The 23,726-nt window shown below is 73.8% G+C and carries 25 protein-coding genes, 1 pseudogene and 1 riboswitch; of the genes and pseudogenes, 13 read left to right on the forward strand and 13 right to left on the reverse strand.

All coding sequences use genetic code 11. The features are described 5' to 3' along the window. Positions 1-67: 67 nt before the first annotated feature. From ABZ899_RS15670 to ABZ899_RS15680, 3 genes are all read left to right on the forward strand, one after another. Positions 68-616, forward strand: coding sequence for a DUF5134 domain-containing protein (locus ABZ899_RS15670; RefSeq protein ID WP_361345831.1), 549 nt, complete (start codon positions 68-70; stop codon positions 614-616). A gap of 166 nt (positions 617-782) precedes the next feature. Further along, on the forward strand, positions 783-1,487 hold the full coding sequence (locus tag ABZ899_RS15675) for a phosphatase PAP2 family protein (RefSeq protein WP_361345833.1): 705 nt from the start codon (positions 783-785) through the stop codon (positions 1,485-1,487). Positions 1,488-1,647: 160 nt separating this feature from the next. Next, positions 1,648-2,334 carry a helix-turn-helix domain-containing protein gene (locus ABZ899_RS15680; protein ID WP_361345835.1) on the forward strand — a complete coding sequence of 229 codons (687 nt, stop codon included), beginning with the start codon at positions 1,648-1,650 and terminating at the stop codon, positions 2,332-2,334. Here ABZ899_RS15680 and ABZ899_RS15685 read toward each other — a convergent pair. Further along, the gene (locus ABZ899_RS15685) at positions 2,322-3,818 is read right to left on the reverse strand and encodes a hypothetical protein (protein ID WP_361345837.1); all 1,497 of its coding nucleotides are present in this window, start codon (positions 3,816-3,818) and stop codon (positions 2,322-2,324) included. The two genes, ABZ899_RS15680 and ABZ899_RS15685, sit on opposite strands and share 13 nt — an antisense overlap. A 63-nt stretch (positions 3,819-3,881) precedes the next feature. On the opposite strand from ABZ899_RS15685, the gene ABZ899_RS15690 reads away from it, so the two are divergent. After that, complete coding sequence (locus ABZ899_RS15690; RefSeq protein ID WP_361345838.1) at positions 3,882-4,565, forward strand: DUF305 domain-containing protein; 684 nt, start codon at positions 3,882-3,884, stop codon at positions 4,563-4,565. 30 nt (positions 4,566-4,595) lie between these two features. On the opposite strand, the gene ABZ899_RS15695 is transcribed toward ABZ899_RS15690, so the two are convergent. Then, positions 4,596-5,051 (reverse strand): DUF6214 family protein, encoded by a 456-nt coding sequence (locus tag ABZ899_RS15695; protein WP_361345840.1) that lies wholly within the window; start codon positions 5,049-5,051, stop codon positions 4,596-4,598. 199 nt (positions 5,052-5,250) lie between these two features. Here ABZ899_RS15695 and ABZ899_RS15700 point away from each other — a divergent pair, with 199 nt between their 5' ends. Beyond that, positions 5,251-6,594: an FAD-dependent oxidoreductase gene (locus tag ABZ899_RS15700; RefSeq protein ID WP_361345842.1), complete on the forward strand. Its 1,344-nt coding sequence runs from the start codon at positions 5,251-5,253 to the stop codon at positions 6,592-6,594. On the opposite strand, the pseudogene ABZ899_RS15705 reads toward ABZ899_RS15700, so the two are convergent. Both ABZ899_RS15705 and ABZ899_RS15710 read right to left on the reverse strand, forming a co-directional pair. Continuing rightward, positions 6,591-6,722 (reverse strand): annotated as a pseudogene (locus ABZ899_RS15705) (transcriptional regulator); the annotation flags it as partial. The gene ABZ899_RS15700 and the pseudogene ABZ899_RS15705 overlap by 4 nt on opposite strands. 91 nt (positions 6,723-6,813) lie before the next feature. Then, positions 6,814-7,626, reverse strand: coding sequence for a PaaX family transcriptional regulator C-terminal domain-containing protein (locus ABZ899_RS15710; protein WP_361345844.1), 813 nt, complete (start codon positions 7,624-7,626; stop codon positions 6,814-6,816). A 74-nt stretch (positions 7,627-7,700) separates the two neighbouring features. On the opposite strand from ABZ899_RS15710, the gene ABZ899_RS15715 reads away from it, so the two are divergent. Beyond that, positions 7,701-9,395 carry a DNA alkylation response protein gene (locus ABZ899_RS15715; protein ID WP_361345845.1) on the forward strand — a complete coding sequence of 565 codons (1,695 nt, stop codon included), beginning with the start codon at positions 7,701-7,703 and terminating at the stop codon, positions 9,393-9,395. Between the two features lie 34 nt (positions 9,396-9,429). Here ABZ899_RS15715 and ABZ899_RS15720 read toward each other — a convergent pair whose 3' ends face one another. Beyond that, positions 9,430-10,017: a hypothetical protein gene (locus ABZ899_RS15720; RefSeq protein ID WP_361345847.1), complete on the reverse strand. Its 588-nt coding sequence runs from the start codon at positions 10,015-10,017 to the stop codon at positions 9,430-9,432. Positions 10,018-10,199: 182 nt separating this feature from the next. On the opposite strand from ABZ899_RS15720, the gene ABZ899_RS15725 reads away from it, so the two are divergent. From ABZ899_RS15725 to ABZ899_RS15740, 4 genes are all read left to right on the forward strand, one after another. After that, on the forward strand, positions 10,200-11,342 hold the full coding sequence (locus tag ABZ899_RS15725; RefSeq protein ID WP_361345849.1) for an exo-alpha-sialidase: 1,143 nt from the start codon (positions 10,200-10,202) through the stop codon (positions 11,340-11,342). Positions 11,343-11,415: 73 nt separating this feature from the next. Then, positions 11,416-12,093, forward strand: coding sequence for a uracil-DNA glycosylase (locus ABZ899_RS15730; RefSeq protein WP_361345851.1), 678 nt, complete (start codon positions 11,416-11,418; stop codon positions 12,091-12,093). Beyond that, on the forward strand, positions 12,090-13,100 hold the full coding sequence (locus ABZ899_RS15735) for a BadF/BadG/BcrA/BcrD ATPase family protein (protein WP_361345853.1): 1,011 nt from the start codon (positions 12,090-12,092) through the stop codon (positions 13,098-13,100). The genes ABZ899_RS15730 and ABZ899_RS15735 overlap by 4 nt, the downstream gene beginning before the upstream one ends. Positions 13,101-13,220: 120 nt before the next feature. Continuing rightward, positions 13,221-14,144, forward strand: a complete 924-nt coding sequence (locus tag ABZ899_RS15740) for a hypothetical protein (RefSeq protein ID WP_361345855.1) — start codon at positions 13,221-13,223, stop codon at positions 14,142-14,144. Positions 14,145-14,212: 68 nt separating this feature from the next. Here the strand turns inward: ABZ899_RS15740 and ABZ899_RS15745 are convergent, their stop codons facing one another. Further along, complete coding sequence (locus ABZ899_RS15745) at positions 14,213-15,265, reverse strand: lactonase family protein (protein WP_361345857.1); 1,053 nt, start codon at positions 15,263-15,265, stop codon at positions 14,213-14,215. Between the two features lie 94 nt (positions 15,266-15,359). Beyond that, complete coding sequence (locus tag ABZ899_RS15750; RefSeq protein WP_361345858.1) at positions 15,360-16,853, reverse strand: FUSC family protein; 1,494 nt, start codon at positions 16,851-16,853, stop codon at positions 15,360-15,362. Positions 16,854-17,067: 214 nt separating this feature from the next. On the opposite strand from ABZ899_RS15750, the gene ABZ899_RS15755 reads away from it, so the two are divergent. Together ABZ899_RS15755 and ABZ899_RS15760 are read left to right on the forward strand one after the other, a co-directional pair. Beyond that, positions 17,068-17,547 carry an Lrp/AsnC family transcriptional regulator gene (locus tag ABZ899_RS15755; protein WP_361345860.1) on the forward strand — a complete coding sequence of 160 codons (480 nt, stop codon included), beginning with the start codon at positions 17,068-17,070 and terminating at the stop codon, positions 17,545-17,547. 19 nt (positions 17,548-17,566) lie between these two features. Then, positions 17,567-18,253 carry an HAD family phosphatase gene (locus ABZ899_RS15760; RefSeq protein ID WP_361345862.1) on the forward strand — a complete coding sequence of 229 codons (687 nt, stop codon included), beginning with the start codon at positions 17,567-17,569 and terminating at the stop codon, positions 18,251-18,253. Between the two features lies 1 nt (position 18,254). Here ABZ899_RS15760 and ABZ899_RS15765 read toward each other — a convergent pair whose 3' ends face one another. Next, positions 18,255-19,043, reverse strand: coding sequence for a LysR family substrate-binding domain-containing protein (locus ABZ899_RS15765; RefSeq protein ID WP_361345864.1), 789 nt, complete (start codon positions 19,041-19,043; stop codon positions 18,255-18,257). A gap of 58 nt (positions 19,044-19,101) precedes the next feature. Here ABZ899_RS15765 and ABZ899_RS15770 point away from each other — a divergent pair, with 58 nt between their 5' ends. Next, positions 19,102-19,494 (forward strand): DUF5997 family protein, encoded by a 393-nt coding sequence (locus tag ABZ899_RS15770; RefSeq protein ID WP_361345865.1) that lies wholly within the window; start codon positions 19,102-19,104, stop codon positions 19,492-19,494. Between the two features lie 62 nt (positions 19,495-19,556). Here ABZ899_RS15770 and paaE read toward each other — a convergent pair whose 3' ends face one another. From paaE to paaA, 5 genes are read right to left on the reverse strand one after another with little or no spacing between them, the layout of a single operon-like run. Continuing rightward, positions 19,557-20,672 (reverse strand): 1,2-phenylacetyl-CoA epoxidase subunit PaaE, encoded by a 1,116-nt coding sequence (gene paaE / locus ABZ899_RS15775; RefSeq protein ID WP_361345867.1) that lies wholly within the window; start codon positions 20,670-20,672, stop codon positions 19,557-19,559. Beyond that, positions 20,672-21,181, reverse strand: a complete 510-nt coding sequence (paaD, locus tag ABZ899_RS15780; RefSeq protein WP_361345869.1) for a 1,2-phenylacetyl-CoA epoxidase subunit PaaD — start codon at positions 21,179-21,181, stop codon at positions 20,672-20,674. Before paaD ends, paaE begins: the two co-directional genes overlap by 1 nt. Then, positions 21,175-22,002, reverse strand: coding sequence for a 1,2-phenylacetyl-CoA epoxidase subunit PaaC (gene paaC, locus ABZ899_RS15785; protein ID WP_361345871.1), 828 nt, complete (start codon positions 22,000-22,002; stop codon positions 21,175-21,177). The genes paaD and paaC overlap by 7 nt, the downstream gene beginning before the upstream one ends. Positions 22,003-22,012: 10 nt before the next feature. Continuing rightward, complete coding sequence (paaB, locus tag ABZ899_RS15790; protein ID WP_361345873.1) at positions 22,013-22,306, reverse strand: 1,2-phenylacetyl-CoA epoxidase subunit PaaB; 294 nt, start codon at positions 22,304-22,306, stop codon at positions 22,013-22,015. Beyond that, a complete protein-coding gene (gene paaA / locus ABZ899_RS15795; RefSeq protein ID WP_361345875.1) occupies positions 22,303-23,280 on the reverse strand; it encodes a 1,2-phenylacetyl-CoA epoxidase subunit PaaA in 978 nt (325 codons plus the stop codon). Before paaA ends, paaB begins: the two co-directional genes overlap by 4 nt. A 267-nt stretch (positions 23,281-23,547) precedes the next feature. Next, positions 23,548-23,718, forward strand: a riboswitch (cyclic di-AMP (ydaO/yuaA leader). The last annotated feature ends 8 nt before the right edge of the window (positions 23,719-23,726 follow it).

Consider the following 23,726-nt stretch of genomic DNA (forward strand, 5'->3'; position numbering starts at 1 on the left):
GCCCGCGTGGCCCCCGTCCCGCCCGGGCATCGACGCACTGTCCGGACCGTCGAGCGGGGAGGTGCGCGTGCACGGACCGGCTTCGCCCGGCTGGCTGCTGGTCGCGCTGTGTGCGACGACCGGCGCCTACTGCCTGCTGCGGATGCGCAGCCATGTCGAGGAACAGCGCCGGGCCGCGGGAGGCGAGGCGCTGATGGGGTTCGGGATGGCCGCGATGGCGGTGCCCGCCGCGGTCTTCACGCCGCCCGGCTGGGCCTGGCCCGTCTACGCGGCCGTGTTCGGTGCCGCGGCCCTGCACGCCCTGTGGTCGGCGCGGGCCGGCGGACACCATCTGCACCACCTGGTGGGTGCCGTGGCCATGGTCTACATGTCCCTGGTGATGGCCGCCGCGCCGGGAGGGCCGGGTGGGCACGGCGGGCACGGCGACGCGGGCGTCCCGCTGCTGACGGGAGTGCTGATCGCCTACTTCACGGGCTATGTGCTGCTGTCCGGTGTCCGGCTGGTGCCGGTCACCGCGGGCGGGCCGGGCGTCGGCTGGGGCGACCGCCCCGAACTCGCGCGGGCCTGCCGGCTGACCATGGGGATCGCCATGCTGGCGATGCTGCTGACCCTCTGACCGCCCACCCGACGCCCGGCCGGGACGCAGGGATACGCCGTGCCCGCCTGGGTATGCGGTGGACCACGGTGTTCATCCTGGGGGCGGCCGGGATCGCCCGCGGCGCGTGCCGTGGACGCCACCCCGGATGCTGGAGTCCGCCCCGCGAGTCGGCGAGGATTCCCGCATGCCCATCCCGTCCGTCGAATCACCGCCCGGCCCGAGGGCCGAGCGTGCGGTGCCCGGCTGGGCGGGCTCGCTCGCCCTCGCCTCGGCGCTGCTGCTCGCCCTGGTCGCGCTCCGTTGGCACCCGCTCATGGCAGTCGACGGGTCCGTCGCGGACACCACGCACCGCTGGGCGGTCGACGAGCCCGGACTGACGCATGTCTTCCGCATCCTCACGGACTGGGTGTGGGACCCGTGGACCATGCGGTTCGTGACCTTCGTGGCCGCGATCTGGCTGGTGTGGCGCCGGGCTGCCCGTTGGACGGCCATGTGGCTGGTGGTCACCTGTGCGCTGGCCACACTGGTCCAGCAGGCACTCAAGGCCGCCGTCGACCGGCCCCGCCCCACCTGGCCCGACCCCGTGGACTCCGCCCACTACGCCGCCTACCCGTCCGGGCACGCGATGACCGCGACGGTCGTGTGCGGTCTCCTGCTGTGGCTGCTGCACCGGCACGGCACCGACGGCCCGCTGTGGCGCACGGCGGTCGCCGGGGCGGTCGTGTCCGTGACCGGCGTCGGCCTGACCCGGATATGGCTGGGCGTCCACTGGGCGTCGGACGTGGTGGGGGGCTGGCTGCTGGGCGCCCTGGTGGTGGCACTGGCGGTGGGGGTGGACCTGCGCCGGCCACGAGACCGGGCGGACGCGGCCGACGGGGCGCTTTCCTGACCCAGGGGCACGTGGACGCCGTACGCGGCCCTGCCGGGCCCGCCCTGGACGATCCCCCGCGTCGCCCAGGGCGGACGACAAGCCCCAGCCGGGCACAGCGGTGCCGGGCGGGAGTGCCGAGTATAGTTGGCTGGCAGCCAGTCAACGCAGGAGTTACAGGATGTCCCCGCGCAGCGCCTCGGTCAATGAAGAGTTGCGGCGGCGTTCCCGGGAGCGGCTGCTGCAGGCGGCGGTGGAGCTCGTCGGTGAGCACGGGTTCGACGCGACCACCCTGGGCGACATCGCGGACCGGGCCGGATCGGCGCGCGGACTGGTGTCGTACTACTTCCCGGGCAAACGCCAGTTGGTGCAGTCGGCCGTGCACCGGCTGATGCACCGGACGCTGGAGGAGGCGCTGGAGCGCGAGCCCCGCACCGAGGACGGCCGGGAGCGGCTGGCCCGCGCCATCGACGCCGTCCTGGGCCTGGCCCGGGACCGGCCGGTGCTGATGCGCCAGCACATGGCGGGCATCCTGCAGGCGGAGGGCTTCGTGCAGTGCCCGGAGCAGCGGCGGCTGGCCGAGCTGCTGCGGGAGACCTGTGAGCGGTACGGCTCGCGGGACGTCGACGCGGACTATCCGATGCTGCGCGCCCTGCTGATGGGCGCGGTGTTCGCGGCCCTGGTGCCCGGGGTCCCGATGCAGGTGCCGGTGCTGCGGGCGGAGTTGTTCAAGCGCTACCGGCTGGACTGGGAGATGGGTGTCCCGCCGGACGCGGGAGCCGCTTCCGGCGGGACGTGCGACCAGGATCTGTCGCGGTTCTTCGCGACCGGGCGCGAGCCCGGCCGTCCGGAGGGTCAGTCGAAGTAGTCGGGCTGGGTCTGGACGTTGAGCTCACGCAGGTGGATCCGGCGGGCCGGGTCCGTGCGGCGGTCGTCGATCTTCAGGACGTCGAGGCCGCGCGCGATCTCGTTGGAGTAGATGTAGCCGTTGTAGTAGTACGCCGACCACGAGCCCGCGATCTGCAGGGTGTCCGTGGTCAGGGGGCCACGGTCGAAGTAGGCGATCTCCTTCGGGCTCCTGGAGTCGGTGAAGTCCCAGACCGAGACGCCGCCCTGGTACCAGGCCTGGACCATGAGGTCCTTGCCCTTCACGGGGATCAGGGACCCGTTGTGCGCCACGCAGTTCTCGGTGCCGGCCTGGTGCCGGGGGATCTTGAAGTAGCTGCGGAAGACCAGCTTGCGCTTGTCACCCTTGCCAACGATGTCGTAGATGCCGTCGGCCCCGCGGTTCGGGCCGATCTCCGCGTTGCAGGTGGCCGCTCCGCCACCGCCGAGCTCGTCGGTGAAGACGACCTTGTTCGCCTTCTGGTTGAAGGTCGCCGAGTGCCAGAACGCGAAGTTCACGTCGTCCCGGACCTGGTCGATGACCTTGGGGCGCTCCGGGTCCTTGATCGACAGCAGGATGCCGTCGCCCATGCAGGCGCCCGCGGCCAGGTCCTCGGACGGCAGGACCGTGAGGTCGTGGCAGCCCGTGGTCTTGCTGACGCGGCCGGGCGTGCCGGGGTTGCCGCCGCCGTCCGGGCCCTCACCGGGGAAGAGCACCGGGAAGTCGATGACGGCCGCCTTCTGGGGTGCGTAGCGCGGCACCTTGATCACGGAGATGCCGTCGTGCGGCGGCCGGCAGTCCGGGTAGGAGGCGTCGGGCGAGTACGAGGAGACGTAGATGTAGACGTTCTTGCGCTCGGGCACCAGGGTGTGGGTGTGCGAGCCGCAGGCGGTCTCGACGGCGGCGACGTACTTCGGGTTGCGCTTGTCGCTGATGTCGAAGACCTTCATGCCCTCCCACGAGGACTTCTCGGTGGCGGGCTGGGTGGTGCTGTTGCAACTGCTGTCGCTGCGCGAGGAGTCGGTGGACAGGAAGAGCAGGTCGCCGGAGACGGAGATGTCGTTCTGCGAGCCGGGGCACAGGACCTGCGCGACGGTCTTCGGGGCCCTCGGGTCGCTGATGTCGAAGATACGGAAGCCGTCGTAGTTGCCCGCGAAGGCGTACTTGCCCTGGAAGGCGAGATCGGAGTTGAGGCCCTGGAGCGTCTCCTTCGGGACGGACGCCAGGTGCCGGATGTTCGCGGAGTGGACGATCTCGTTCTGGCCGGGTATCGCGCCGTCCTTCAGCGCCTCGCGCACCTCGGCCCGGGTGCTCTCCGAGACCTTCTGCTCCTGGGCGGGGCCGTCCCCGGGGTCGGGGATCGCGGTCGCCGGCTGCGCGGTGAGCAGCGCGCCCAGGAGTCCGGCGGCGACGGCCACGACTCCCAGGTGTCTGCGGCGGGTTCGGGGATTTCCGAACAGGATCACTGTTTCCTCCCTTGTGCCGTTCGCACTGGAACGGTTCACGCACGCCCGAGTATCGTCTCAGGCATGCCCATATCAAAAGGGGACCAGGCACATGTGACGCCGAGTTCACGGCGCCGGGCGGGCGTCGCCCTGGCCGCGGCCGCCCTCGTGCTCACGCTCGGCGGCTGCGACTCCGGCACCGACGCCAAGTCGCCCGCGCGGAGCGGGCCTTCGGTGATCGTGCCTGGAGGGCCGGGTGAACCCAACAAGGTGCTGTCCGCCGAGGAGGCCGCTCGGCAGCGCTCCGAGGACGACTCCCCCAACTCCGCCGACGTCGACTACGCCCGCATGATGATCCAGCACCATGAGCAGGCACTGGTGATGACCGAACTCGTGCCCGAGCGCGGCGAGTCGGCGAAGGTGAAGAAGCTCGCCGCGCGGATCGCCGCCGCGCAGGGCCCCGAGATCGACGCGATGAAGGGCTGGCTGAAGACCCACGGCAAGAGCACGCGGGGCGAGGGCCACGGGCACGCGCACACGCCGATGCCCGGCATGGCGACCGAGGCCCAGCTCGCCACGTTGCGTGCCGCGCGCGGGAAGACGTTCGACGAGCTGTTCCTCACGCTGATGATCACCCATCACGACGGGGCGATCACCATGGCCACCGACGTGAAGGCGCAGGGCAACAACATCCAGGTCGAGGAGATGGCGGACGACGTCGTCGCCCAGCAGACGACCGAGATCTCCCGGATGCGGGACCTGCTCTGACGCAGCCGGACGCGGGTCCGCCGACGGACGTCAGCGGCGCGCCCGGCGCGGCGGCAGGAACCCGGCGTCGCGCGCCTGCCCGATGAGCCGCAGCGACCGGCGCCGGCTGTGCCCGGTCGCACCCATCACCGCGAGAACGGGGTCGGCGCCCCGTTCCCGGGCGCTGCGGTACTCCCGGGCGACCAGCCACTGCCCCTCGACGCCGAGCGGCCAGGCCGGGCGCGCCCTGCTCGCCGCGGAGCCGTCGGCGCCCCGGCCGGTGACGCCGCACGCCTCGGACAGCGGATCCTCGATCCAGTCGGCGAGGGCCGCGAGGTCGTCCAGCGAGAGCGCCGGTACGGCCCGGACGTCCTCCAGGTAGACGCCGCCGTCGCCGACCACGGCGACCGCGTCCACGTGTGCGCCGTCACCGAACTCCAACCGGACACCCAGCCACGACGTGGCTGCCGAGCCGTCCCGCACTTCCCACGCGGGCCACACGGACACGGTGCCGTCTGTCGCACAACGATCGGAAAGATTAAGAAAGGATGCTTCCAGCACACACGCAACGTAACCTCATGATCACATTCCATAACGAACGAACACGCTTCCCGTGCGCGGGACAGCACCCTGTCAGCGGAGTGGCGGCGGTGCGATGCTGGAGTCGAGAGCGACTCCCGACCTTCCATGACCGAGGAGTTCCGCCGTGCTCAGGATCGCCGTCGTCGGTTCCGGCCCCAGCGGGTGCTACACCGCTCAGGGCCTCGTCCAGCAGCACCCCGGCGCGCTCGTCGACGTCCTGGACCGGTTGCCGTGCCCGTACGGTCTGGTGCGGTACGGGGTGGCCCCGGACCACGAGAAGATCAAGTCCCTGCAGAACACCCTGCGTACGGTGCTGGAGCACGAGCGGGTGCGGTTCCTCGGCGGGGTCCCGGTCGGCCCGGACGGTGTGCCGGTCGCACGGCTGCGCGAGCTGTACCACGCGGTGGTGTACTGCGTGGGCGCCGCCACCGACCGCCGCCTCGGGATCGCGGGCGAGGATCTCCCGGGCAGCTGGTCGGCGACCGAGTTCGTGTCCTGGTACAGCGCGCATCCCGACGCCGCCGTCGACGGGTTCCTGACCGGGGCGCGCTCGGCGGTGGTCATCGGCGTCGGCAATGTCGCGGTCGACGTGACCCGCATGCTGGCGCGCGGCGCGGCCGAGCTGAGCCCTACCGACATCCCTCACGCCGCGCTCACCGCGCTCGCCGCGAGCCGCGTGTCCGAGATCAGCATGGTGGGCCGGCGCGGCCCGTCGCAGGCCCGCTTCACCACCAAGGAGCTGCGCGAACTGGGCACGCTGCCGGACACCGCGGTCACCGTGGACCCGCGGGAGCTGGCGATGGACCCGGCGTGCGCCGACCCCGGTGCCCTGCCCGCGTCGCAGCGCCGCAATGTGGAGGTGCTGCGCGACTGGGCCGGGGCCCCGGCACGGGCCGCCCGCCACCGCGTCCGGCTGCGCTTCTTCCTGCGCCCGGTCGAACTCCTCGCCCGTGAGGGCCGGGTGGGCGCGGTGCGCTTCGAGCGGACGGCGCCCGACGGCGAGGGCGGTGTGCGGGACACCGGCCGGTTCGAGGACGTGGCGGCCCAGTTGGTGCTGCGGTCGGTGGGCTATCGCGGAGTGCCACTGGAGGGGCTGCCGTTCGACCCGGCGACCGGCACGGTGCCGCATCGCGCCGGCCGGGTGCTGCGCGACGGGGCGGTGGTGCCGGGCGAGTACGTGGCCGGGTGGATCAAGCGCGGGCCGACGGGTGTCATCGGCACCAACCGGCCGTGCGCGAAGGAGACGGTCGCCTCGCTGCTGGCGGACGCCGCCGCACTGGAAGGCGGGCCGGTGCCGGACGAGCCGGTCACGGCCCTGCGGGCGGCCGGGATCGACCCGGTGCGATGGGAGGGCTGGCGCGCGATCGAGCGGGCGGAGGCGGAGCTGGGCGCGTCGCTCGGCCGGGACACGGTCAAGCTGCCCGACTGGCAGTCGCTCATGGACGCGGCACAGCGCGGCACCCCCTAGGGGATGTCGCCCTCCCCGAATCGCGTGGCCTGGCGGCCTGCCACGTCCAGGAGGGCGCCGAGCAGACCGGGGAAGAGGCCGTCCAGGTCGTCCGCGCGCAGGCCGTTCATCTTGGCCGTACCCCGGTGGGCGGCACGGTGCGCGTGCCCGACCAGTACCACCTGTCGGTCCGACCCACGCCGGGCGGGGCGGGCCGTCGGCCGCTTCACGGCGCCCGGCCTACTCCGCGCCGCTGTCCGCGTCCTGCCCGGTACGCGCGCGTGCCGCCTCGCGCAGGTGCCCGTCGCCACGCGCGCGTACCTCGCCGGCCAGTTCCCGGCGGTACCGCGCGTACGCGGCGCGCAGGTCCGCCCCCGGCCAGCCGTCCGGGAGGAGGCCGGGGGGCAGCACCGGGTCGGCCAGCAGATGCCGTACGACCGCCGCGAAGGCGGTGAAGCGCGCGGACGGGTCGCCGGCGCGGGCGACGTGGCCGAGCAGGGCGTGGCCGGTCGCGGCCCAGGCGTCCAGGTCCCAGAGGCGGGCGGCCAGGTCGCGGGCGGCGGCCTCGGGCCGGGACCGGTAGCGCTGGGCGACGTCGTCGAGGGCGTCGGGCAGGGGCCGGCGCAGATTGGCCGGGCGCAGCCAGACGCCCTCCCGCAGTTCGGCGAGGCGGAGCCGGGTCAGCTCGGCGCGCAGCTCCGCGCGGTCGGCCGGGTCGCGGCCGGTGGCCGTGACCACGACCATCTCCCAGTCGCCGGCCCAGGTCCGGGTCTCCGGGTGGACGGCGTCGTCCTGCCGGCGCTGCCGTTCGAGGAGCCGGTCGCTGAGGGCGTAGACGGCGTCCGCCCGGCGCAGGTCGCCCGCGGCCACCATGCGGCTGAGCGCCGCCCGCAGCGTGGTGCCCGCGATCCCGAACGGCTCCACGGCGCGCACCAGTTCCCGCACGGGCAGCTCCGGGGGGTGCAGGCCCAGCAGGAGGCTCAGGACGACCGACCGGGCGGACAGCGGGCGCAGTGCCACGTCCTCACCCCGCCGCGCCGCGTTCTTGCCCATGGCCAGGTACCTTACGTGCCGAGCGACGTATTACAGTATTGCTGCGGTCGTAGGAATGCTGCAACACTGGCGGCATGGTCTCGACACCCGCGCAGGAGCAGCCCGTGGATCCGCAGGACCGGTCCGGGCCGTACGCCACCCACGACGTCGCCAACCAGCCCCCTCCCCTGGCCCCGTACGACGCGTCGCTGGACACCGCCCTGCTGGAGGGGCTGCGGCGCGAGGGCGCCGGCTGGGCCGAGGAGGACGTCCGGCGGCTCGGCCTGCGGGCCGGGAGCGTCGAGGCCCAGGAGTGGGGCGAGCTGGCCAACCGCCATGAGCCCGAGCTGCGCACCCACGACCGGTACGGCCACCGGATCGACGAGGTGGAGTTCCATCCGAGCTGGCACCACCTGATGCGGGTCGCCGTCGGTGAGGGACTGGCCGCGGCCCCCTGGGCGGACGACCGGCCCGGCGCGCACGTCGCCCGGACCGCGGGCGGTCTCGTGTGGGGGCAGACCGAGGCCGGGCACGGCTGCCCGACGTCGATGACGTACGCGGCCGTCCCCGTGCTGCGCCGCCAGCCGGAGCTGGCCAAGGTCTACGAGCCGCTGCTGACCAGCCGGGAGTACGACCCCGGACTGCGGGTGCCGACGGAGAAGCGGGGACTGCTCGCCGGCATGGGGATGACGGAGAAGCAGGGCGGCTCCGACGTCCGGACCAACACGACGACGGCGTGGCCGTCCGCCGAGCCCGGCGTGTACACGCTGCGCGGCCACAAGTGGTTCACGTCGGCCCCGATGTGCGACGTCTTCCTGGTGCTCGCGCAGGCCCCCGGCGGTCTGTCCTGCTTCCTGGTGCCGCGGGTCCTGCCGGACGGCACCCGCAACACCTTCCGTATCCAGCGGCTGAAGGACAAGCTCGGCAACCGATCCAACGCCTCCTCCGAGCCGGAGTTCGACGGGACGGTGGCCTGGCTCGTCGGACCCGAGGGGCGGGGCGTCAAGACCATCATCGAGATGGTCAACTGCACCCGGCTGGACTGTGTGATGTCCTCGGCGACGCTGATGCGCAGGACGCTCGTCGAGGCGGGCCACCACGTGCGCCACCGCAGCGCGTTCGGGGCCCGGCTGATCGACCAGCCGTTGATGCGCAACGTCCTGGCCGACCTCGCGCTGGAGTCGGAGGCCGCGACGACGCTGACCCTGCGGCTCGCGGGGGCCGCCGACCGGTCGGTGCGCGGCGACGACCGCGACGGCACCGAGTCGGCGTTCCGCCGGATCGCCACCGCCGCCGGCAAGTACTGGGTGACCAAAAGGGGACCGGCGTTCACCGCGGAGGCCCTGGAGTGCCTGGGCGGCAACGGTTACGTCGAGGAGTCGGGCATGCCCCGCCACTACCGCGAGGCGCCGCTGCTGTCGATCTGGGAGGGGTCCGGGAACGTCAACGCCCTCGACGTGCTGCGGGCGTTGAGCCGTGAGCCGGCGACCGTCGACGCGCTCTTCGGTGAACTGGCCCTGGCGCGCGGTGCGGACGCCCGGCTGGACGCCGCCGTCACCCGTCTCAAGGCCCAGCTGGCCGAGGGGTCCGAGGCCGGGGCGCGGCGCCTGGTCGAGCGGATGGCCCTGACCCTCCAGGCCGCCCTGCTGGTCCGGCACGCCCCGGCGGCGGTCGCCGACGCGTTCTGCGCGACCCGGCTCGGCGGCGACTGGGGGCACGCGTTCGGGACGCTTCCCGACGGCGCGGACGTCGACGCGATCCTGGCGCGGGCCCTGCCCGACGGCGTCTGAGGGCCGCGCTCCGCCCCAGGTGGTGGGCCCGCCCTCACCAGGTGGCGCGCCCGCCCCAGGACGGGCCGCAGCGGGCCCACTCCTGACCCCACCACTCGATACGGCGGCTCTCCAGGCGGGCGCGCAGGGCGCGGCCCGCGACGAACGGGACGGCGGCGGCGCACAGACCGGCGACGCCGCCCACCAGCGTGGCCCGCGTATGGGCCTCGGCAGGGGTGGCCGGGCGGCCGACCAGACGGCCCTCCGGGTCCGTCCACACGGTGACCGGGGTGCCGGCCGGGCTGCCGGGGCGGACGCGGACCTGACCGGTCCGCGGGGAGCCGTCCCGCGCGCTCCAGCGGACCTCGGCCCAGACCCGCTCCCCGCCGGCCGTGCCGGAGTGCGGACGGGCCCTGCCCGGCGCGTCCGCACCGAGCAGGGCCACGACCGGTCGCCACTCGGCCTGTTCACGGGCCAGGCCCCGTTCCACACCGCCCGTGGTCGTCAGTGCCGTGACGACGCCCGCGAGGACCATGCCCGCCCACACGGCGAGCAGGACCCAGGACTCGACGGCGTCGGCCCGGCGCTTGAGCGGATTGCGCCGCCACCGCCACAGCCACACCCTGCGACCACGGAACGCCATCGGCGGCTTCCTCCTCACGAGCGCACGGACGCGCGGCACGGACGTGCCGGGCCGCTCACACCCATACGGGTCCCGGCGCGCGGATGCTCACGCCCCGCGCCGGACGCGGCGTGGGACGCGTCACGCATGCCCGTCATCGCCGCCCCGACCTGCGGTGTCGCCCTCCACGGGAGTGACTGTCAGTGGTGGGGTGCACACTGGCGGGTGTCTGGGACAAAGGCGTCGCGGAGGTGATCGGCATGACCGAGGTACTGCTCGCAGTGGGCACACGCAAGGGCCTGTTCATCGGCCGGAGGAGAGGAGGGACCTGGGAGTTCGACGAGAGTCCGTACTTCAACGCGCAGGCCGTGTACTCGGTCGCCGTCGACACCCGGGGCGAGCGCACCCGGCTGCTCGTGGGCGGTGACAGCTCGCACTGGGGTCCGTCCGTGTTCCACTCGGACGACCTGGGCCGCACCTGGACCGAGCCGGCCCGGCCGGCGGTGAAGTTCCCCAAGGACACGGGGGCCTCGCTGGAGCGGGTGTGGCAGCTGCATCCGGCCGCGGCGGAGCCGGACGTGGTGTACGCGGGCACCGAGCCGGCCGCGCTGTACCGCTCGGAGGACCGGGGCGAGACCTTCGACCTCGTCCGGCCGCTGTGGGAGCACCCGACCCGCTCGAAGTGGGTGCCCGGCGGCGGGGGCGAGGGCCTGCACACGGTGGTCACGGACCGGCGCGACCCGAAGACCGTGACGGTCGCCGTCTCCACGGCGGGCGTCTTCCGCACCACCGACGGCGGCGCGAGCTGGACCCCGTCCAACTCCGGTGTCTCCGCGGTGTTCCTGCCCGACCCGAACCCGGAGTTCGGCCAGTGCGTCCACAAGGTCGCGCAGGACGCCGAGGACGCCGACTGCCTGTACCTGCAGAACCACTGGGGCCTGTACCGCAGCGACGACGCGGGCGGGCACTGGACGGACATCGGCGAGGGCCTGCCCTCCACGTTCGGCTTCGCGGCCGCGGCCCACCCCCGGCGCGGCGGGACGGCGTACGTGTACCCGATCCAGGCCGACTCCGACCGGGTCCCGGCGGACCGCCGCTGCCGCGTCTTCCGTACGGCGGACTCCGGCGGCACGTGGGAGGCGCTGACGGCCGGGCTGCCGCAGGAGGACCACTACGGCACGGTGCTGCGGGACGCGCTGTGCACCGACGACGCGGACCCGGCGGGCGTGTACTTCGGCAACCGCAACGGCGAGGTGTTCGCCTCGGCCGACGACGGCGACACCTGGCGCCAGCTGGCGTCGCACCTGCCGGACGTGCTCTGTGTCAGGGCGGCGGTGATCGGATGAGCCCGCGAGGCCTACCGGTCACCTCGGGCCACCGGTTGATCGGCGCCGCCCGTACGGCAGTAGGGTGACGCCCGTGGCTCCACGACCCTTGCATGAAATCGTCGAACCGGGCTGGGCGAAGGCCCTCGAACCAGTCGCCGACCGGATCGCCGCGATGGGGGACTTCCTGCGCGCGGAGATCGCGGCGGGACGGACCTATCTGCCGGCCGGGCCGAACGTCCTGCGGGCCTTCCAGCAGCCGTTCGACGAGGTGCGCGTCCTGATCGTCGGACAGGACCCCTATCCGACCCCGGGGCACGCGGTCGGTCTGTCCTTCTCCGTGGCCCCCGAGGTGCGCCCGCTGCCCGGCAGCCTCATCAACATCTACCGCGAGCTGAGTTCCGACCTGGGGCTGCCGCAGCCGGCCAACGGTGATCTGACGCCGTGGACCGAACAGGGCGTGCTGCTGCTCAACAGGGCGCTCACCACGGCCCCCCGCAAGCCGGGGGCCCACCGCGGCAAGGGCTGGGAGGAGGTCACCGAGCAGGCGATCCGCGCGCTCGCCGCGCGCGGCAAGCCTCTGGTGTCCATCCTGTGGGGCCGCGACGCCCGTAACTGCCGTCCGTTGCTGGGGACTTTGCCGTCGGTGGAGTCGGCCCACCCGTCGCCGATGTCGGCCGACCGCGGCTTCTTCGGCTCGCGCCCCTTCAGCCGGGCCAACGACCTGCTGATCCGGCAGGGCGGCCAGCCGGTGGACTGGCGCCTGCCGTGACCGGCGCCGGGGGCGGTCCGGCCGGGTTCCTGGCGGTCGACTCCGGCGGTTCCGGGCTGCGGGTCGTCGTCGGCGAGGCCGGACGCGGTGTGCTCGCCCGGCGGGAGTCGCGCGAGCCCCTGCGGACCGGGGACCGCGGGCTCGACCCGGACCATCTCATGGGTCAGCTGGTGCCCATGGTGCGGGCGTCGACCGCCGAGGCCGGTGTCGGCCGGCTCGGCGCCGCCGCCGTCGGGGCGGCCGGGCTCGCATCCCTGGGGGACGCCCTGCGTGCCGATCTGCCCGCCGCGCTGGAGCGGGAGTTCGGCATCCGGCGGGTCGCCCTGGCCGCCGACGCGGTCACCGCCTATGTGGGCGCCCTCGGCTCCCGGCCCGGAGCCGTCGTCGCCGCCGGAACGGGTCTGATCGCCGTCGGCACCGATCTGACGGCCTGGCACCGCGCCGACGGCTGGGGGCATCTGCTCGGCGACTGCGGGAGCGGCGCCTGGATCGGGCGGGCCGGGCTGGAGGCGGCGCTGCGTGCGCACGACGGGCGCTCCGGCGGTTCCGCCGCGCTGCTGGCGTCCGCCGAGGAGGAGTTCGGACCGGTGCGGGAGTTGCCGGGCGCCCTGTATCCGCGTCCGGACCGGGCGGCCGTCCTGGCCTCCTTCGCCCCCCTGGTGGCGGCCTGCGCGGCCGACGGCGACCCGGCGGCCGTGGAGGTGCTGAAGGCCGCCGCCCGCCATGCCGCGGACGCTGCGGCGGCCGTCTGCCCGGCGTCCGGCGCCCCCCGGCTCACGCTCACCGGTGGCCTGTTGAACCTGGGAGCCCCGCTGCTCACGCCGCTGGACGAGGAGTTGGCGCGGCGGCTGCCGCACGCGCGGCGCGTACCGGCCGCCGGGGACCCGTTGCACGGGTCCGTGTGTCTCGCGACCGACCTGGTGGAAGGCCGGCTCACGCTGCCCGGTGACGGGGCGATGCTCACCGTGACCCAGGGGGCGGCCGTGACAGAGCGCGACGAAGAGTGATCTTCCGGCGTCGCCCGGTGCCCCTCTCCACGTCACTCAATCCGACAAAAGCGGACGGATACCGCTCACCTGCACCCTCCCCGAACAGGGGAGCCCAGGAAACCAGTAACATGCGGCGCCATGAGCTCCCCCACTGGACCCGCGTCCGGCCTGCCAGTACGAATGCCGCGACCCCGCCAGCCCGGGCGGCACCGCCGACCCGAGCCCCTGGCGGCTCCCGAAGGCGCGCCCGCGCTCGTCCTCGCGGTGCCCGGCACACCGAGTGCCGCCACCCGCGGCCTCGCCGAGGAGGTCGTGAGCATCGCCCGCTCCGAGCTTCCCGGCCTCGACGCCCGCATCGGGTACGTCGACGGTGACGACGGGGAGTTCCCCACGCTCCAGTCCGTGCTCACCCAGGCCGCCGAGGAGCGCACCGCCCGCTACGAGCAGGCCCTCGCCGCGGGCGTGGAGGCCAAGGCGCCCGAGGGCCCCGTCGCCGTGGTCGTGCCGCTGCTCGCCGGCCCGGACAGCGCGCTGCTGCGGGTGATCCGCCAGGCCGTGATGGACAGCCGTGTCGCGGCCGACCTGACCGATGTGCTCGGCCCGCACCCGCTGCTCGCGGAGGCCCTGCACGTGCGCCTGTCGGAGGCCGGTCTGGCCCGTGCCGACCGGGCGCGCCTGTTCACCGTGGCCACGGCCGCGGACGGCATCATCCTGGCCTCGGTCGGCGGTGAGGAGGCCGTGCAGGCGGCCGGTATCACCGGCATGCTGCTCGCCGCGCGCCTCGCCGTGCCGGTGATGGCGGCGGCCCTGGACCAGGAGGGCTCGATCGCGGCGGTCTCCGAGCAGCTGCGGTCCTCCGGTTCGCAGCAGCTGGCCCTGGCCCCGTACCTGATCGGCCCGGAGATCGACGCGGCCCTGATCGAGGAGGCCGCGCGGGAAGTGGGCTGCTCCGCCGCCGAGGCGCTCGGCCCCTACCCGGCGATCGGCAAGCTGGCCCTGTCGCAGTACACGACGGCGCTGGGCATCGCCCCGCAGCAGGCGCAGGGCACCCCGGTGCGCTGACCGCCCACCGAGGCCGTGACGCCGAAGGGCCCGGCCCCCGCATCGGGGGCGGGCCCTTCGGCGTTCGCTCACACCCGGCCGGGAGCCTCGCCGACGACCACGCAGGAGGCGGCGGGCACCGCGACGGACCCCGCGTGGCGCGGGAGCCCGGAGTCCGGGTCCACGGAGAACCAGGCCACGTCCCCGGACCGCTCGTTCGCGACGTACAGGACGCCGTCGGCCTCGGTGAGCGCACGCGGCCAGTGCCCGGCGCACGGGACGGTGCCGACCAGCCGCAGCTCCTCGCCTTCCACGGCGAAGGCCGACAGCACGTCCTCGCCCCGGGTGGCGACCCAGACGTAGCGGCCGTCGGGCGAGACGGCGATCCCCGACGGATACGCGTCGCCGGACGGGGCGTCCACCAGCACCGGGTGCTCCGTCAGCGGCTTCAGGGTGCCGTCGTCGCCGTCCCAGTGGCAGACCGTGACGGTCGGCCGCAGCTCGTTGACGACGTACGCGTACGGACGCAGCGGGTGGAAGGCCAGGTGGCGGGGGCCGGAGCCGGGCCGCAGGGCGATCTCGCGGTGCAGGGCGAGATCGCCGTCGGAGAGGGTGCACACCCGCACCGAGTCGGTGCCGAGGTCGACGCTGACGATCCAGCGGCCGCTCGGGTCCGGCTGGATCTGGTGCGCGTGCGGGCCCTGCTGGCGGGGCGTGTAGGGGCCGGAGCCGGTGTGCCGCAGCACGGCGAGCGGGCCCTCCGCCAGGGAGCCGTCGGAGCGGACGGGGACGGCGGTGACACTGCCGGAGCCGTAGTTGGCGGTCAGGACGTGCCCGTCGTGCAGTGCCAGGTAGGTGGGGCCGCTGGCGTCCAGGCCCACCGGGGTGCCGATCCGTTCGGGAGCGTCGCCGGTCACCCGGTAGGCGGCCACGGCGCCCTCGGCCGTCTCGCTGACCGCGTAGAGGGTGTCCCCGCCGGGTGCGAGCGCCAGGTACGAGGGGTCGGGCACGTCCCGTACGCCGTTCAGCACGGTCAGCGCACCGCTGTCGGCGGCCACGGCCGCCATGCTGATACCCGCGCCCCCGGCGGCCGTGAACGACCCGATGTAGGCCCGTCTCCCCCGCTTGCCGGCGTCTGCCACCGCTGTCCCCTTCCGGTCGGGTGCCGTCCGGCCGACGGTAGCAGTGGATCACTCCGCACCGGCCGACGCGCGGGTGCGGCGGTGAGGGGAGCCGCTACTCCGCCGTCACGAGCCGCCGCACGGAGGCGGTCCGCAGGGGGTGCGCGAGTTCCGCCAGGGCGCGCTCCAGGCCGTGCAGGTGCGCCAGGGCGGGGTCGGCCGCCGCCGGCCGGTCGGCCGGGGCGGTGACGTCCGTGCCGCCGGTCAGGGCCTCCACGGCGGCCTCGACGCGCCAGCAGGCGGCGGCGAGGCGTGCGTCGTGCGAGGCCTCGGGGTCGGCGGCGACCGCGGCCAGGCCGCGCACCTCGCGGGCGCAGTCGTCCAGCAGGTCCAGGACGTGGCGGGCGCGCCGCTTGCGGGCCGGCAGGGGGTTCAGCGGGTGCACGAGCGGGGCGACCGAGAGCCGTACGCGGGCGAGGAGCTGTTCCAGCTCGGCGACCCGCTGGGCCGGGTCGGCGCTGTCGTCCCCGGCGAGGCGGGCCGCGGCCTCGGCGGTGGCCGTGTGCACACAGCGCAGGGCCCGCTGGATCCAGGCGTCCGTGATGGCGTGGGTGGTGACGGGCAGGACGAGGAGCACCGCGAGGACCGCGCCGACGGCGCCGACGGCCGTCTCGGCGAGCCGCACCGCCAGCAGGGCGGGCTCGAGGACGCCGAGGAGGCCGTAGAGGAGTTCGGCGAGCACGGTGACGCAGAGCATCATCCACGTGTAGGAGACGGCGGCCGAGTAGAAGATGCCGAAGACGCAGACGGCGAGGAGGGCGGCCGTGGGCAGGTGCGCGCCCTCCAGCGGGACGGCGACGACGAGCCCGAGGCCGATGCCGAGGAAGGTGCCGAGGACCCGGCGGAAGCCCCGGACCAGTGTCTCGCCGCGCGAGGTGGTGTTGACGAAGACCCACCAGGTGGCGCCGACGGCCCAGTACCAGCGCTCTCCGGACACCAGCTGCCCCACGACCAGGGCGAAGCCGGCCCCGGCGGTGGCCTGGACGGCCTGGCGGGTGGTCACCCGGGCGAGTCCGCGGCCGCCCGGCGGTGCCGGGACGGCGGCCGGGGGCATCCGGCGTTCGTAGCACCACATCCCGAAGCGCACGGCGGCCGCGCTCAGCACGGACAGCAGGACGGCGGCGTACAGCTCGGGCAGCCGTCCCGGGGTCGCGTGCAGGAACTGCGCCACGAAGTAGGTCATGAAGGCGAACACGCCCAGGCTGTGGCCGCGCGGCCCCCAGCGGCGGGCGTAGACGCCGGCGCCGACGACCGCGAGGAAGGTGAGGTCGCGGGCGAGAGGCTGGTCGTGCAGCTCGGCCGCCGCCGCGAGGACGGGCAGACCGGCCAGTGGCAGCAGCGCGGTGGTGACGGCCTGCCCGCGCACGGTCGCGTCGGCGACCGTGAACAGGGCGAGCAGCGCGGCGATGCCGCCGGTGGCCATGCCGACGAGGGTGTGCCCGGCGAGCCCGCAGACGAGGACCGCGAGCCCGATGCCCAGGACGCCCCGGGCGGCGAAGCGCAGCCGCACCCGCCCCGGGTCCGGCGCGACGAACACCCTCTTCAGCAATGTGTACCCCCTTGTGGGCCGTGGTGGCCCCTGTGGCCCTGGCATGCAAAAGGCGCCGCGGGAACCCGCAGCGCCATCGACCGTCCCATTGCAGCATCACCGGGCTGGCTGGCTCAAGTGAGCTCCTTTACGCTGGGCCATTGGTACAGATGTTTCGGTCCTGGCACGTCCGCCGGCGGACCAATGGACCAGACGGCGAGAAAGGCCGGCGCCCATGCCCGTGGACGAGCTCGACACCCGCATCCTGCGGCTGCTGCTGGAGCAGCCGCGCACCAGCGTGCGGGAGTACGCCCGCATCCTCGGGGTCGCGCGGGGCACGCTCCAGGCCCGCCTCGACCGGCTGGAGCGGGACGGGGTGATCACCGGCACGGGCCCGACGCTGTCGCCCGCCGCGCTGGGTCACCCGGTGCTGGCGTTCGTGCACGTCGAGGTCACCCAGGGGCACCTCGACGACGTGGGCGCCGAGCTGGCCGCCGTACCGGAGATCGTGGAGGCGTTCTCGATCACGGGCGGCGGCGATCTGCTGACCCGGGTCGTGGCCCGTGACAACGCGCATCTGGAGGACGTGATCCAGAAGCTGATCAGTCTGCCCGGTGTGGTCCGCACCCGGACGGAGGTGGCGCTGCGCGAACGCGTCCCGCACCGGCTGCTGCCGCTGCTGGAGTCGGTCGGGCGGGCGTCGGCACGCGGATGACCTTTGACATCCTGGGGCCATGAGCGACCTCGGCGGCACTTCGGTCATCTTCGATCTCGACGGAACACTCGTGGACAGCGAGCCCCTCTACTTCGAGGCGGGCCGGCGGCTCCTCGCCGAGCACGGCGTGACCGGCTTCACCTGGGCGGATCACGAGAAGTACGTCGGCATCAGCACCCTGGAGACCGTGACGCTCTGGAAGGACGCCTACGGCCTGCGGGCCGGCGCCCGCGACCTGCTCGCCGCCAAGAACCGCCACTACCTGGACCTGGCCGCCACCGGCGTCCGCGTCTACCCCGAGATGCGCGCGCTCGTGGAACTGCTGGCGGCCGACGGCGTCCCGATGGCGGTCGCCTCGGGGTCGTCCCGCGAGGCCATCACCGCGATCCTGTCCGGCACCGGTCTGGACGCCCGGCTGCGCACCGTCGTCTCGGCCGACGAGGTGGCCCGGGGCAAACCCGCCCCGGACGTCTTCCTGGAGGCGGCCCGTCGCCTGGGCGCTGATCCGGCCGCCTGCGTGGTCCTGGAGGACGCGGCACCGGGTGTGGCGGCCGCCCATGCCGCCGGGATGCGGTGTATTGCCGTGCCCTATGTGGCCGCCGAGGCCGACACGCCGCAGTTCGCGACGGCGGCGCTGCTCGTGCGCGGCGGTCAGGAGGAGTTCACGGCCCGCTCGGCCTACGCGTGGCTGCGCGGGGCGGCCTGATTCAGGACCGGCGCCGCGGCTTGCCGCCTCGGTGGGCGCCGCCGCCCTTGGCGCCCTTGGCCCCGCCCTGGGTGCCGCGACGGCCGCCGCCGCTGCCGGACCGGCCGCGTGCGGCGCCGCCACCGGACTCGGGGCGCTTGCGCCGGGGCTGCTCCTCGGCCGCCGGGGCCTGCGAGGTCGTACGCCCCCGGGTGCTGTTGACCGTGCGGCCGCGCACCACGCCGATGAAGTCCTCGACCAGGTCGGTGGTCGCCTCCTGCGGCCAGGACAGGGCGACGCTCGACTGCGGGGCGTCGGCCAGGGTGCGGTAGGTGAGGTCCTTGCGGTGGTGCAGACGGGCGAGCGACTGGGGGACGACGAGGAGACCGACGTTGGCCGCCACCAGTTCCACGGCGTCGGCGGTGGTCGCGGGCCGTTCGAAGCCAGGCCGGCCGGGCGGCCGCTCCCAGCCGAGGACGTCGTCCAGGGGGTGGAAGACCACCTCGTCGGCCAGGTCCTCCATGGTCACCTCGTCGACGGCGGAGATGACGTGGTCCTTGGGGACGACGACCACGGTGGCCTCGGTGTAGAGCGGGATCGCGCTGAAGAACTCCCGGTCGACCGGGAGCCGTACGAAACCGGCGTCGGCGCCGCCGTCCCGCAGCAGCTCGGGCGCCTCGGCGGCGGTCGCCGCGTGCAGGGTGAGGGGGACGTCGGGGAAGCGTTCGTTCCAGATCCGCACCCATTTCGCGGGTGTCACTCCCGGGACGTACGCGAGCCGGAACGAGGAGGGTGCCGCCGAGCCTGTCACCTGGCCAGGTTACCGGCCGTGGTCGGGGGAGGTTCACCCGGTGGCTACCCTGGACCCCATGACGTCGCACCACACCACTCAGTCCATGAAGCCCGCGACCGCGGCGAAGAAGCTGGGTGTGTACCTCGAAGCCACCCCCGCCGAGTTCCGGGAGGGCGTGGTCACGCGCGCGGAGCTGAACGCGCTCCAGGCCGACCCGCCGCAGTGGCTGCGTGACCTGCGGCGCGACGGCCCGCATCCGCGCCCGGTCGTCGCGCAGAAGCTCGGCGTGTCCATCGCGGGGCTCGCCCGCGGGGGCGTCACCGAAGCCCTGACCACCGAGCAGATCGAGGCCCTGAAGCAGGAGCAGCCCGAGTGGCTGGTCAAGGAGCGGGCGACCCAGGCCGAGGTCCGCAAGGAGGCGGCCCGGCTGCGCCAGCGGGACGCCGAGCGGGCGGCGAAGGACGCCTGATCCCCGCGTGAGCGCGCTCCGGTGACCGCGCGGGAGCGGTCACCGGAGCGCGTCGGCGGATGTCAGCTGTCGTAGTCCACGGTCAGCGACTCGGAGACCGGGTACGACTGGCAGGTCAGCACGTACCCGGCGTCGACCTCGGCCGTCTCCAGCGCGAAGTTGCGCCGCATGTCCGCCTTGCCGTCGGTGACCAGCGCCCGGCAGGTGCCGCAGACGCCGCCCTTGCAGGCGAACGGCAGGTCGGGGCGGGTGAGCTGGGCGCCGTCGAGCAGAGTCCGGTCCCGCGGCAGCGCCGCCGTGGTGGAGCGCCCGTCGAGGGTGATGGTGACCTGGCTGACGGGCCCTTCCGGCCCGCTCTCCACGTGCCGCGTCTCGCGTACCGGCTCGTCGTCGGCGTAGAAGAGCTCCTGGTGGACCCGCTCGTCCGGGACGCCGAGTCCGGCCAGTACGCGCTGCGCGTCGCGCACCATGCCGTGCGGCCCGCACAGCCACCAGTGGTCGGCGCTCTTCGCCTCGACCAGCGCCTCGACGAGCGTGGCGAGCCGTTCGGCGTCGATGCGGCCGGACAGGACCTCGGCCTCGCGGGGCTCGCGGGAGAGCACATGGGCGAGCTGGAAGCGTGCCGGGTACAGGTCCTTCAGGTCGGCGAGCTCGTCGGCGAACATCACCGTGTCGGTGCGGCGGTTGCCGTAGAAGAGGGTGACCGTCGAGCGGTCGTCGGCGGTGAGGACGGACTCGGCGATGGACACCATCGGGGTGATGCCGGAGCCCGCCGCGATCAGCACGTGGTGGCCGGGGGTGCCGAGGTCGGGGGTGAAGGCGCCGGTGGGGGCCATCACCTCCACGACGTCGCCGGGTCGCACGTCGTGGACCAGCCAGGACGAGAACAGCCCGCCGGGCACGACCCGGACGCCGATGCGCGGCCGCGCGCCGACCGGCGAGCAGATCGAGTACGACCGCCGCTCGTCGCGCCCCTCGATCTCGCGCCGTAGCGTCAGCGACTGCCCGGGGGCGAACGCGAACTCCTCGGCCAGCTCGTCCGGGATGTCGAAGCCGACGGCGACCGCGTCCGAGCACAGCGGCTGCACGGCGGCGACCCGCAGCCGGTGGAAGGCCGGACGGCGGCGGACGCGCGGGCGGGGCGCGGCGGCCGTCTGTGCTTCCCTCAGGCCTTCCATCAGATCTCCTTGACGTACTCGAACGGCTCTGCGCAGGCGCGGCAGCGCCACAGTGCCTTGCAGGACGTGGCGGCGAACCGGGAGGTCTCCTCGGTGTCCGCCGAGCCGCAGCGGGGGCAGGCCACGGCGTGCTGGGTCGGTGACAGCACGAGCGCGACGGGGCCGCCGCGCGGCGCGGGGCCGGGTGGGGCGATGCCGTGCTCGGCGAGCTTGGCGCGGCCGGCCGGGGTGATCCAGTCGCTGCTCCACGGCGGATGAAGCACGGTGCGGATCTCCACGCGCGGGTATCCCGCCGCGCGCAGGCGCGCCGCGACGTCGGCCCGCATCTCGGCCATCGCCGGGCAGCCGGAGTAGGTGGGGGTCAGGCTCGCCACGACCGTGCCGTCCTCGGTCATCTCGACGTCCCGCAGGACGCCCAGGTCGGCGAGGGTGAGCATGGGCAGCTCGGGGTCCGGTACCTGGGCGGCGATGTGCCGGGCGCGCCGGGCGTCGAGCAGGGTCGTCACCATGTCGCCTCCGGATGTGCGCGGGCGACTCCCTGCAACTCGGCGAGCAGCGGGGCGAGATGCTCGGTGTGCTCGCCCTCGCGTCCGCAGCCGGGCAGGGGGCGGTACATGGGCATGGGCAGTCCGGCCGCGTCGGTGACCTGCTTCAGGTCCGCGACGACCTCCTGCCGTACGTCGAACGCGGTGAACAGCTCGCCCAGGTAGGGCGCCACCTGTTCCTGCGCACGGCGCATACGGCGGTGGGACTCGTCGGTGCCGTCGCCCAGGCGGACCGCCCACTCGGCGGCGTACTGCCGGTGGTAGCGCAGCTCCTTGGCGCCCTTCGCGGCGATCGCCGCGAGCACCGGGTCGGGGTGGGACGCCAGCCGCTCGAAGTGCGCGAGCCGCCAGCTGGACAGCACCAGCAGCCGTACGATCGTGAACGCGAAGTCGCCGTTGGGGAGTTCGGCGAGGCGGACGTTGCGGAAGCCGGCGGCGTCGCGGAAGTACGCGTACGCGTCCTCGCCGCGTCCGGTGCCGTCGGTCTGGCCGGCGCGGGAGTAGAGCAGCCGGGCCTGCCCGAGCAGGTCGAGGCCGATGTTGGCGAGCGCGACCTCCTCCTCCAGCTCGGGGGCGCGGGTGACCCACTCCCCCAGGCGCTGCGCCGAGACGAGCGCGTCGTCGCCCAGCGCGACGCACAGCGCGGCGAGCGCGGCGGCGTCGACGTCGTCCGGGATGGTGGTGTCCACGCCGTGCAGCGGGTCCTCGAAGCCGGTGCCGTAGGCCCAGCGGGTGTCGTCCTCGTGTCCCTCGGCGAGGGTCAGGTAGACGTGGTCGTCACTCATGCCCTCTCCTTCAGATGTGGGGGACGTCGTCGGGGATGTCGTAGAAGGTGGGGTGGCGGTAGACCTTGTCGGCGCTGGGCGCGAAGAACGGGTCCTTCTCGTCGCGGGTGGAGGCGGCGATGTGCTCGGAGCGCACGACCCAGATGCTGACGCCCTCGTTCCGCCGGGTGTACAGGTCGCGGGCGTGGGTCAGCGCCATCCGGTCGTCGGCGGCGTGCAGCGAGCCGACGTGGACGTGGTTCAGTCCGCGCTTGCCCCGGACGAACACCTCGTACAGCGGCCAGTCCTGCTTTCCGGTGCTCATGCCACCGCTCCCTTCTCCGCGCGGGCGGCCTGCTTGGCCGCGTGGGCAGTGGCCGCCTCCCGCACCCAGGCGCCCTCTTCGTGGGCGCTCCTGCGTCGTTCCACCCGCAGTGCGTTGCACGGGCCGTCACCCTTGATGACCCGCATCAGCTCGTCCCAGTCGGGCGTGCCGAAGTCGTGGTGGCCGCGCTCGGCGTTCCAGCGCAGCTCCGGGTCGGGCAGGGTGACGCCGAGCTTCTCGGCCTGCGGGACCGTCATGTCGACGAACCGCTGGCGCAGCTCGTCGTTGCTGTGCCGTTTGATCTTCCAGGCCATCGAGCGGGCGGAGTTGGGCGAGGAGTCGTCGGGCGGCCCGAACATCATCAGGGAGGGCCACCACCAGCGGTTCACAGCGTCCTGGACCATCTCCCGCTGGGCCTCGGTGCCGCGCATCATCGTCATCAGCAGCTCGTAGCCCTGCCGCTGGTGGAACGACTCCTCCTTGCAGATCCGCACCATCGCGCGCGCGTACGGGCCGTAGGAGCTGCGGCACAGCGGCACCTGGTTGCAGATCGCGGCGCCGTCCACGAACCAGCCGATGACGCCGACGTCGGCGAAGCTCGTCGTGGGGTAGTTGAAGATCGAGGAGTACTTCTGGCGGCCCTCGATGAGCCGGTCGGTCAGGTCGGCGCGGTCGGCGCCCAGGGTCTCGGCGGCCGAGTACAGGTACAGGCCGTGACCGGCCTCGTCCTGCACCTTCGCGAAGAGGATCGCCTTGCGGCGCAGCGAGGGCGCCTTGGTGATCCACTCACCCTCCGGCTGCATGCCGATGATCTCCGAGTGGGCGTGCTGCGCGATCTGCCGGATCAGCGTGTTGCGGTAGCCGTCCGGCATCCAGTCCCGCGGCTCGACGCGCTGGTCGCGCGCGATCGTCGCGTCGAAGTGCTCCTCAAGCGGCCCTTGTGGGGGCGCCTCGGTGGAGTGTGAGGTCGTCATCGCTCCCGCTTCCCAACCGACCATTCGTTCGGTGCCAGTGTGACGTGTTTCGCCGAGTGGAGCAAGACCCTTGAGACCAACGGCGTCACTACCCTGCGTGACCACGCGGGCGCGCCGTGACGCGAACCGACCCGATCGCAGCCACCGGCGTCGAAGGTCACAGAAACGTATCGGACATTTCGCACGTCAACCTTCACTGCAGGCACACAAGTTGGCTAAGTTATCGGCTCAGGACGCGCGTTGAACTCCGGCGGACCCCGTCGGGACGAGCGGCCTCCGCCGAATCGGCGTGCCCTGCGGGGCCGCGGAACCGGGGACCCAACCGAACCATGGGGTGAATCGACCCGAGGCCGTGACGGGCCGGGTCGTAGGGCACACCTTCCGACGCGAACGCCCGAACCCGTCAGCTAACTCGGTAGGCGGAGTACGGAAGGAGCACGTCGCCC

The sequence above is a fragment of the Streptomyces sp. NPDC046859 genome, assembly GCF_040645135.1.
GTDB lineage: Bacteria > Actinomycetota > Actinomycetes > Streptomycetales > Streptomycetaceae > Streptomyces.

Bases quoted from the DNA above. Each gene is read 5' to 3' on its own strand.
- ABZ899_RS15675 (WP_361345833.1), top strand. From the start codon at position 783: ATGCCCATCCCGTCCGTCGAATCACCGCCCGGCCCGAGGGCCGAGCGT.
- ABZ899_RS15680 (WP_361345835.1), top strand. From the start codon at position 1,648: ATGTCCCCGCGCAGCGCCTCGGTCAATGAAGAGTTGCGGCGGCGTTCC.
- ABZ899_RS15690 (WP_361345838.1), top strand. From the start codon at position 3,882: ATGCCCATATCAAAAGGGGACCAGGCACATGTGACGCCGAGTTCACGG.
- ABZ899_RS15710 (WP_361345844.1), bottom strand. From the start codon at position 7,626: ATGGGCAAGAACGCGGCGCGGCGGGGTGAGGACGTGGCACTGCGCCCG.
- ABZ899_RS15715 (WP_361345845.1), top strand. From the start codon at position 7,701: ATGGTCTCGACACCCGCGCAGGAGCAGCCCGTGGATCCGCAGGACCGG.
- ABZ899_RS15720 (WP_361345847.1), bottom strand. From the start codon at position 10,017: ATGGCGTTCCGTGGTCGCAGGGTGTGGCTGTGGCGGTGGCGGCGCAAT.
- ABZ899_RS15740 (WP_361345855.1), top strand. From the start codon at position 13,221: ATGAGCTCCCCCACTGGACCCGCGTCCGGCCTGCCAGTACGAATGCCG.
- ABZ899_RS15755 (WP_361345860.1), top strand. From the start codon at position 17,068: ATGCCCGTGGACGAGCTCGACACCCGCATCCTGCGGCTGCTGCTGGAG.
- ABZ899_RS15760 (WP_361345862.1), top strand. From the start codon at position 17,567: ATGAGCGACCTCGGCGGCACTTCGGTCATCTTCGATCTCGACGGAACA.
- ABZ899_RS15770 (WP_361345865.1), top strand. From the start codon at position 19,102: ATGACGTCGCACCACACCACTCAGTCCATGAAGCCCGCGACCGCGGCG.
- paaE (WP_361345867.1), bottom strand. From the start codon at position 20,672: ATGGAAGGCCTGAGGGAAGCACAGACGGCCGCCGCGCCCCGCCCGCGC.
- paaD (WP_361345869.1), bottom strand. From the start codon at position 21,181: ATGGTGACGACCCTGCTCGACGCCCGGCGCGCCCGGCACATCGCCGCC.
- paaC (WP_361345871.1), bottom strand. From the start codon at position 22,002: ATGAGTGACGACCACGTCTACCTGACCCTCGCCGAGGGACACGAGGAC.
- paaB (WP_361345873.1), bottom strand. From the start codon at position 22,306: ATGAGCACCGGAAAGCAGGACTGGCCGCTGTACGAGGTGTTCGTCCGG.
- paaA (WP_361345875.1), bottom strand. From the start codon at position 23,280: ATGACGACCTCACACTCCACCGAGGCGCCCCCACAAGGGCCGCTTGAG.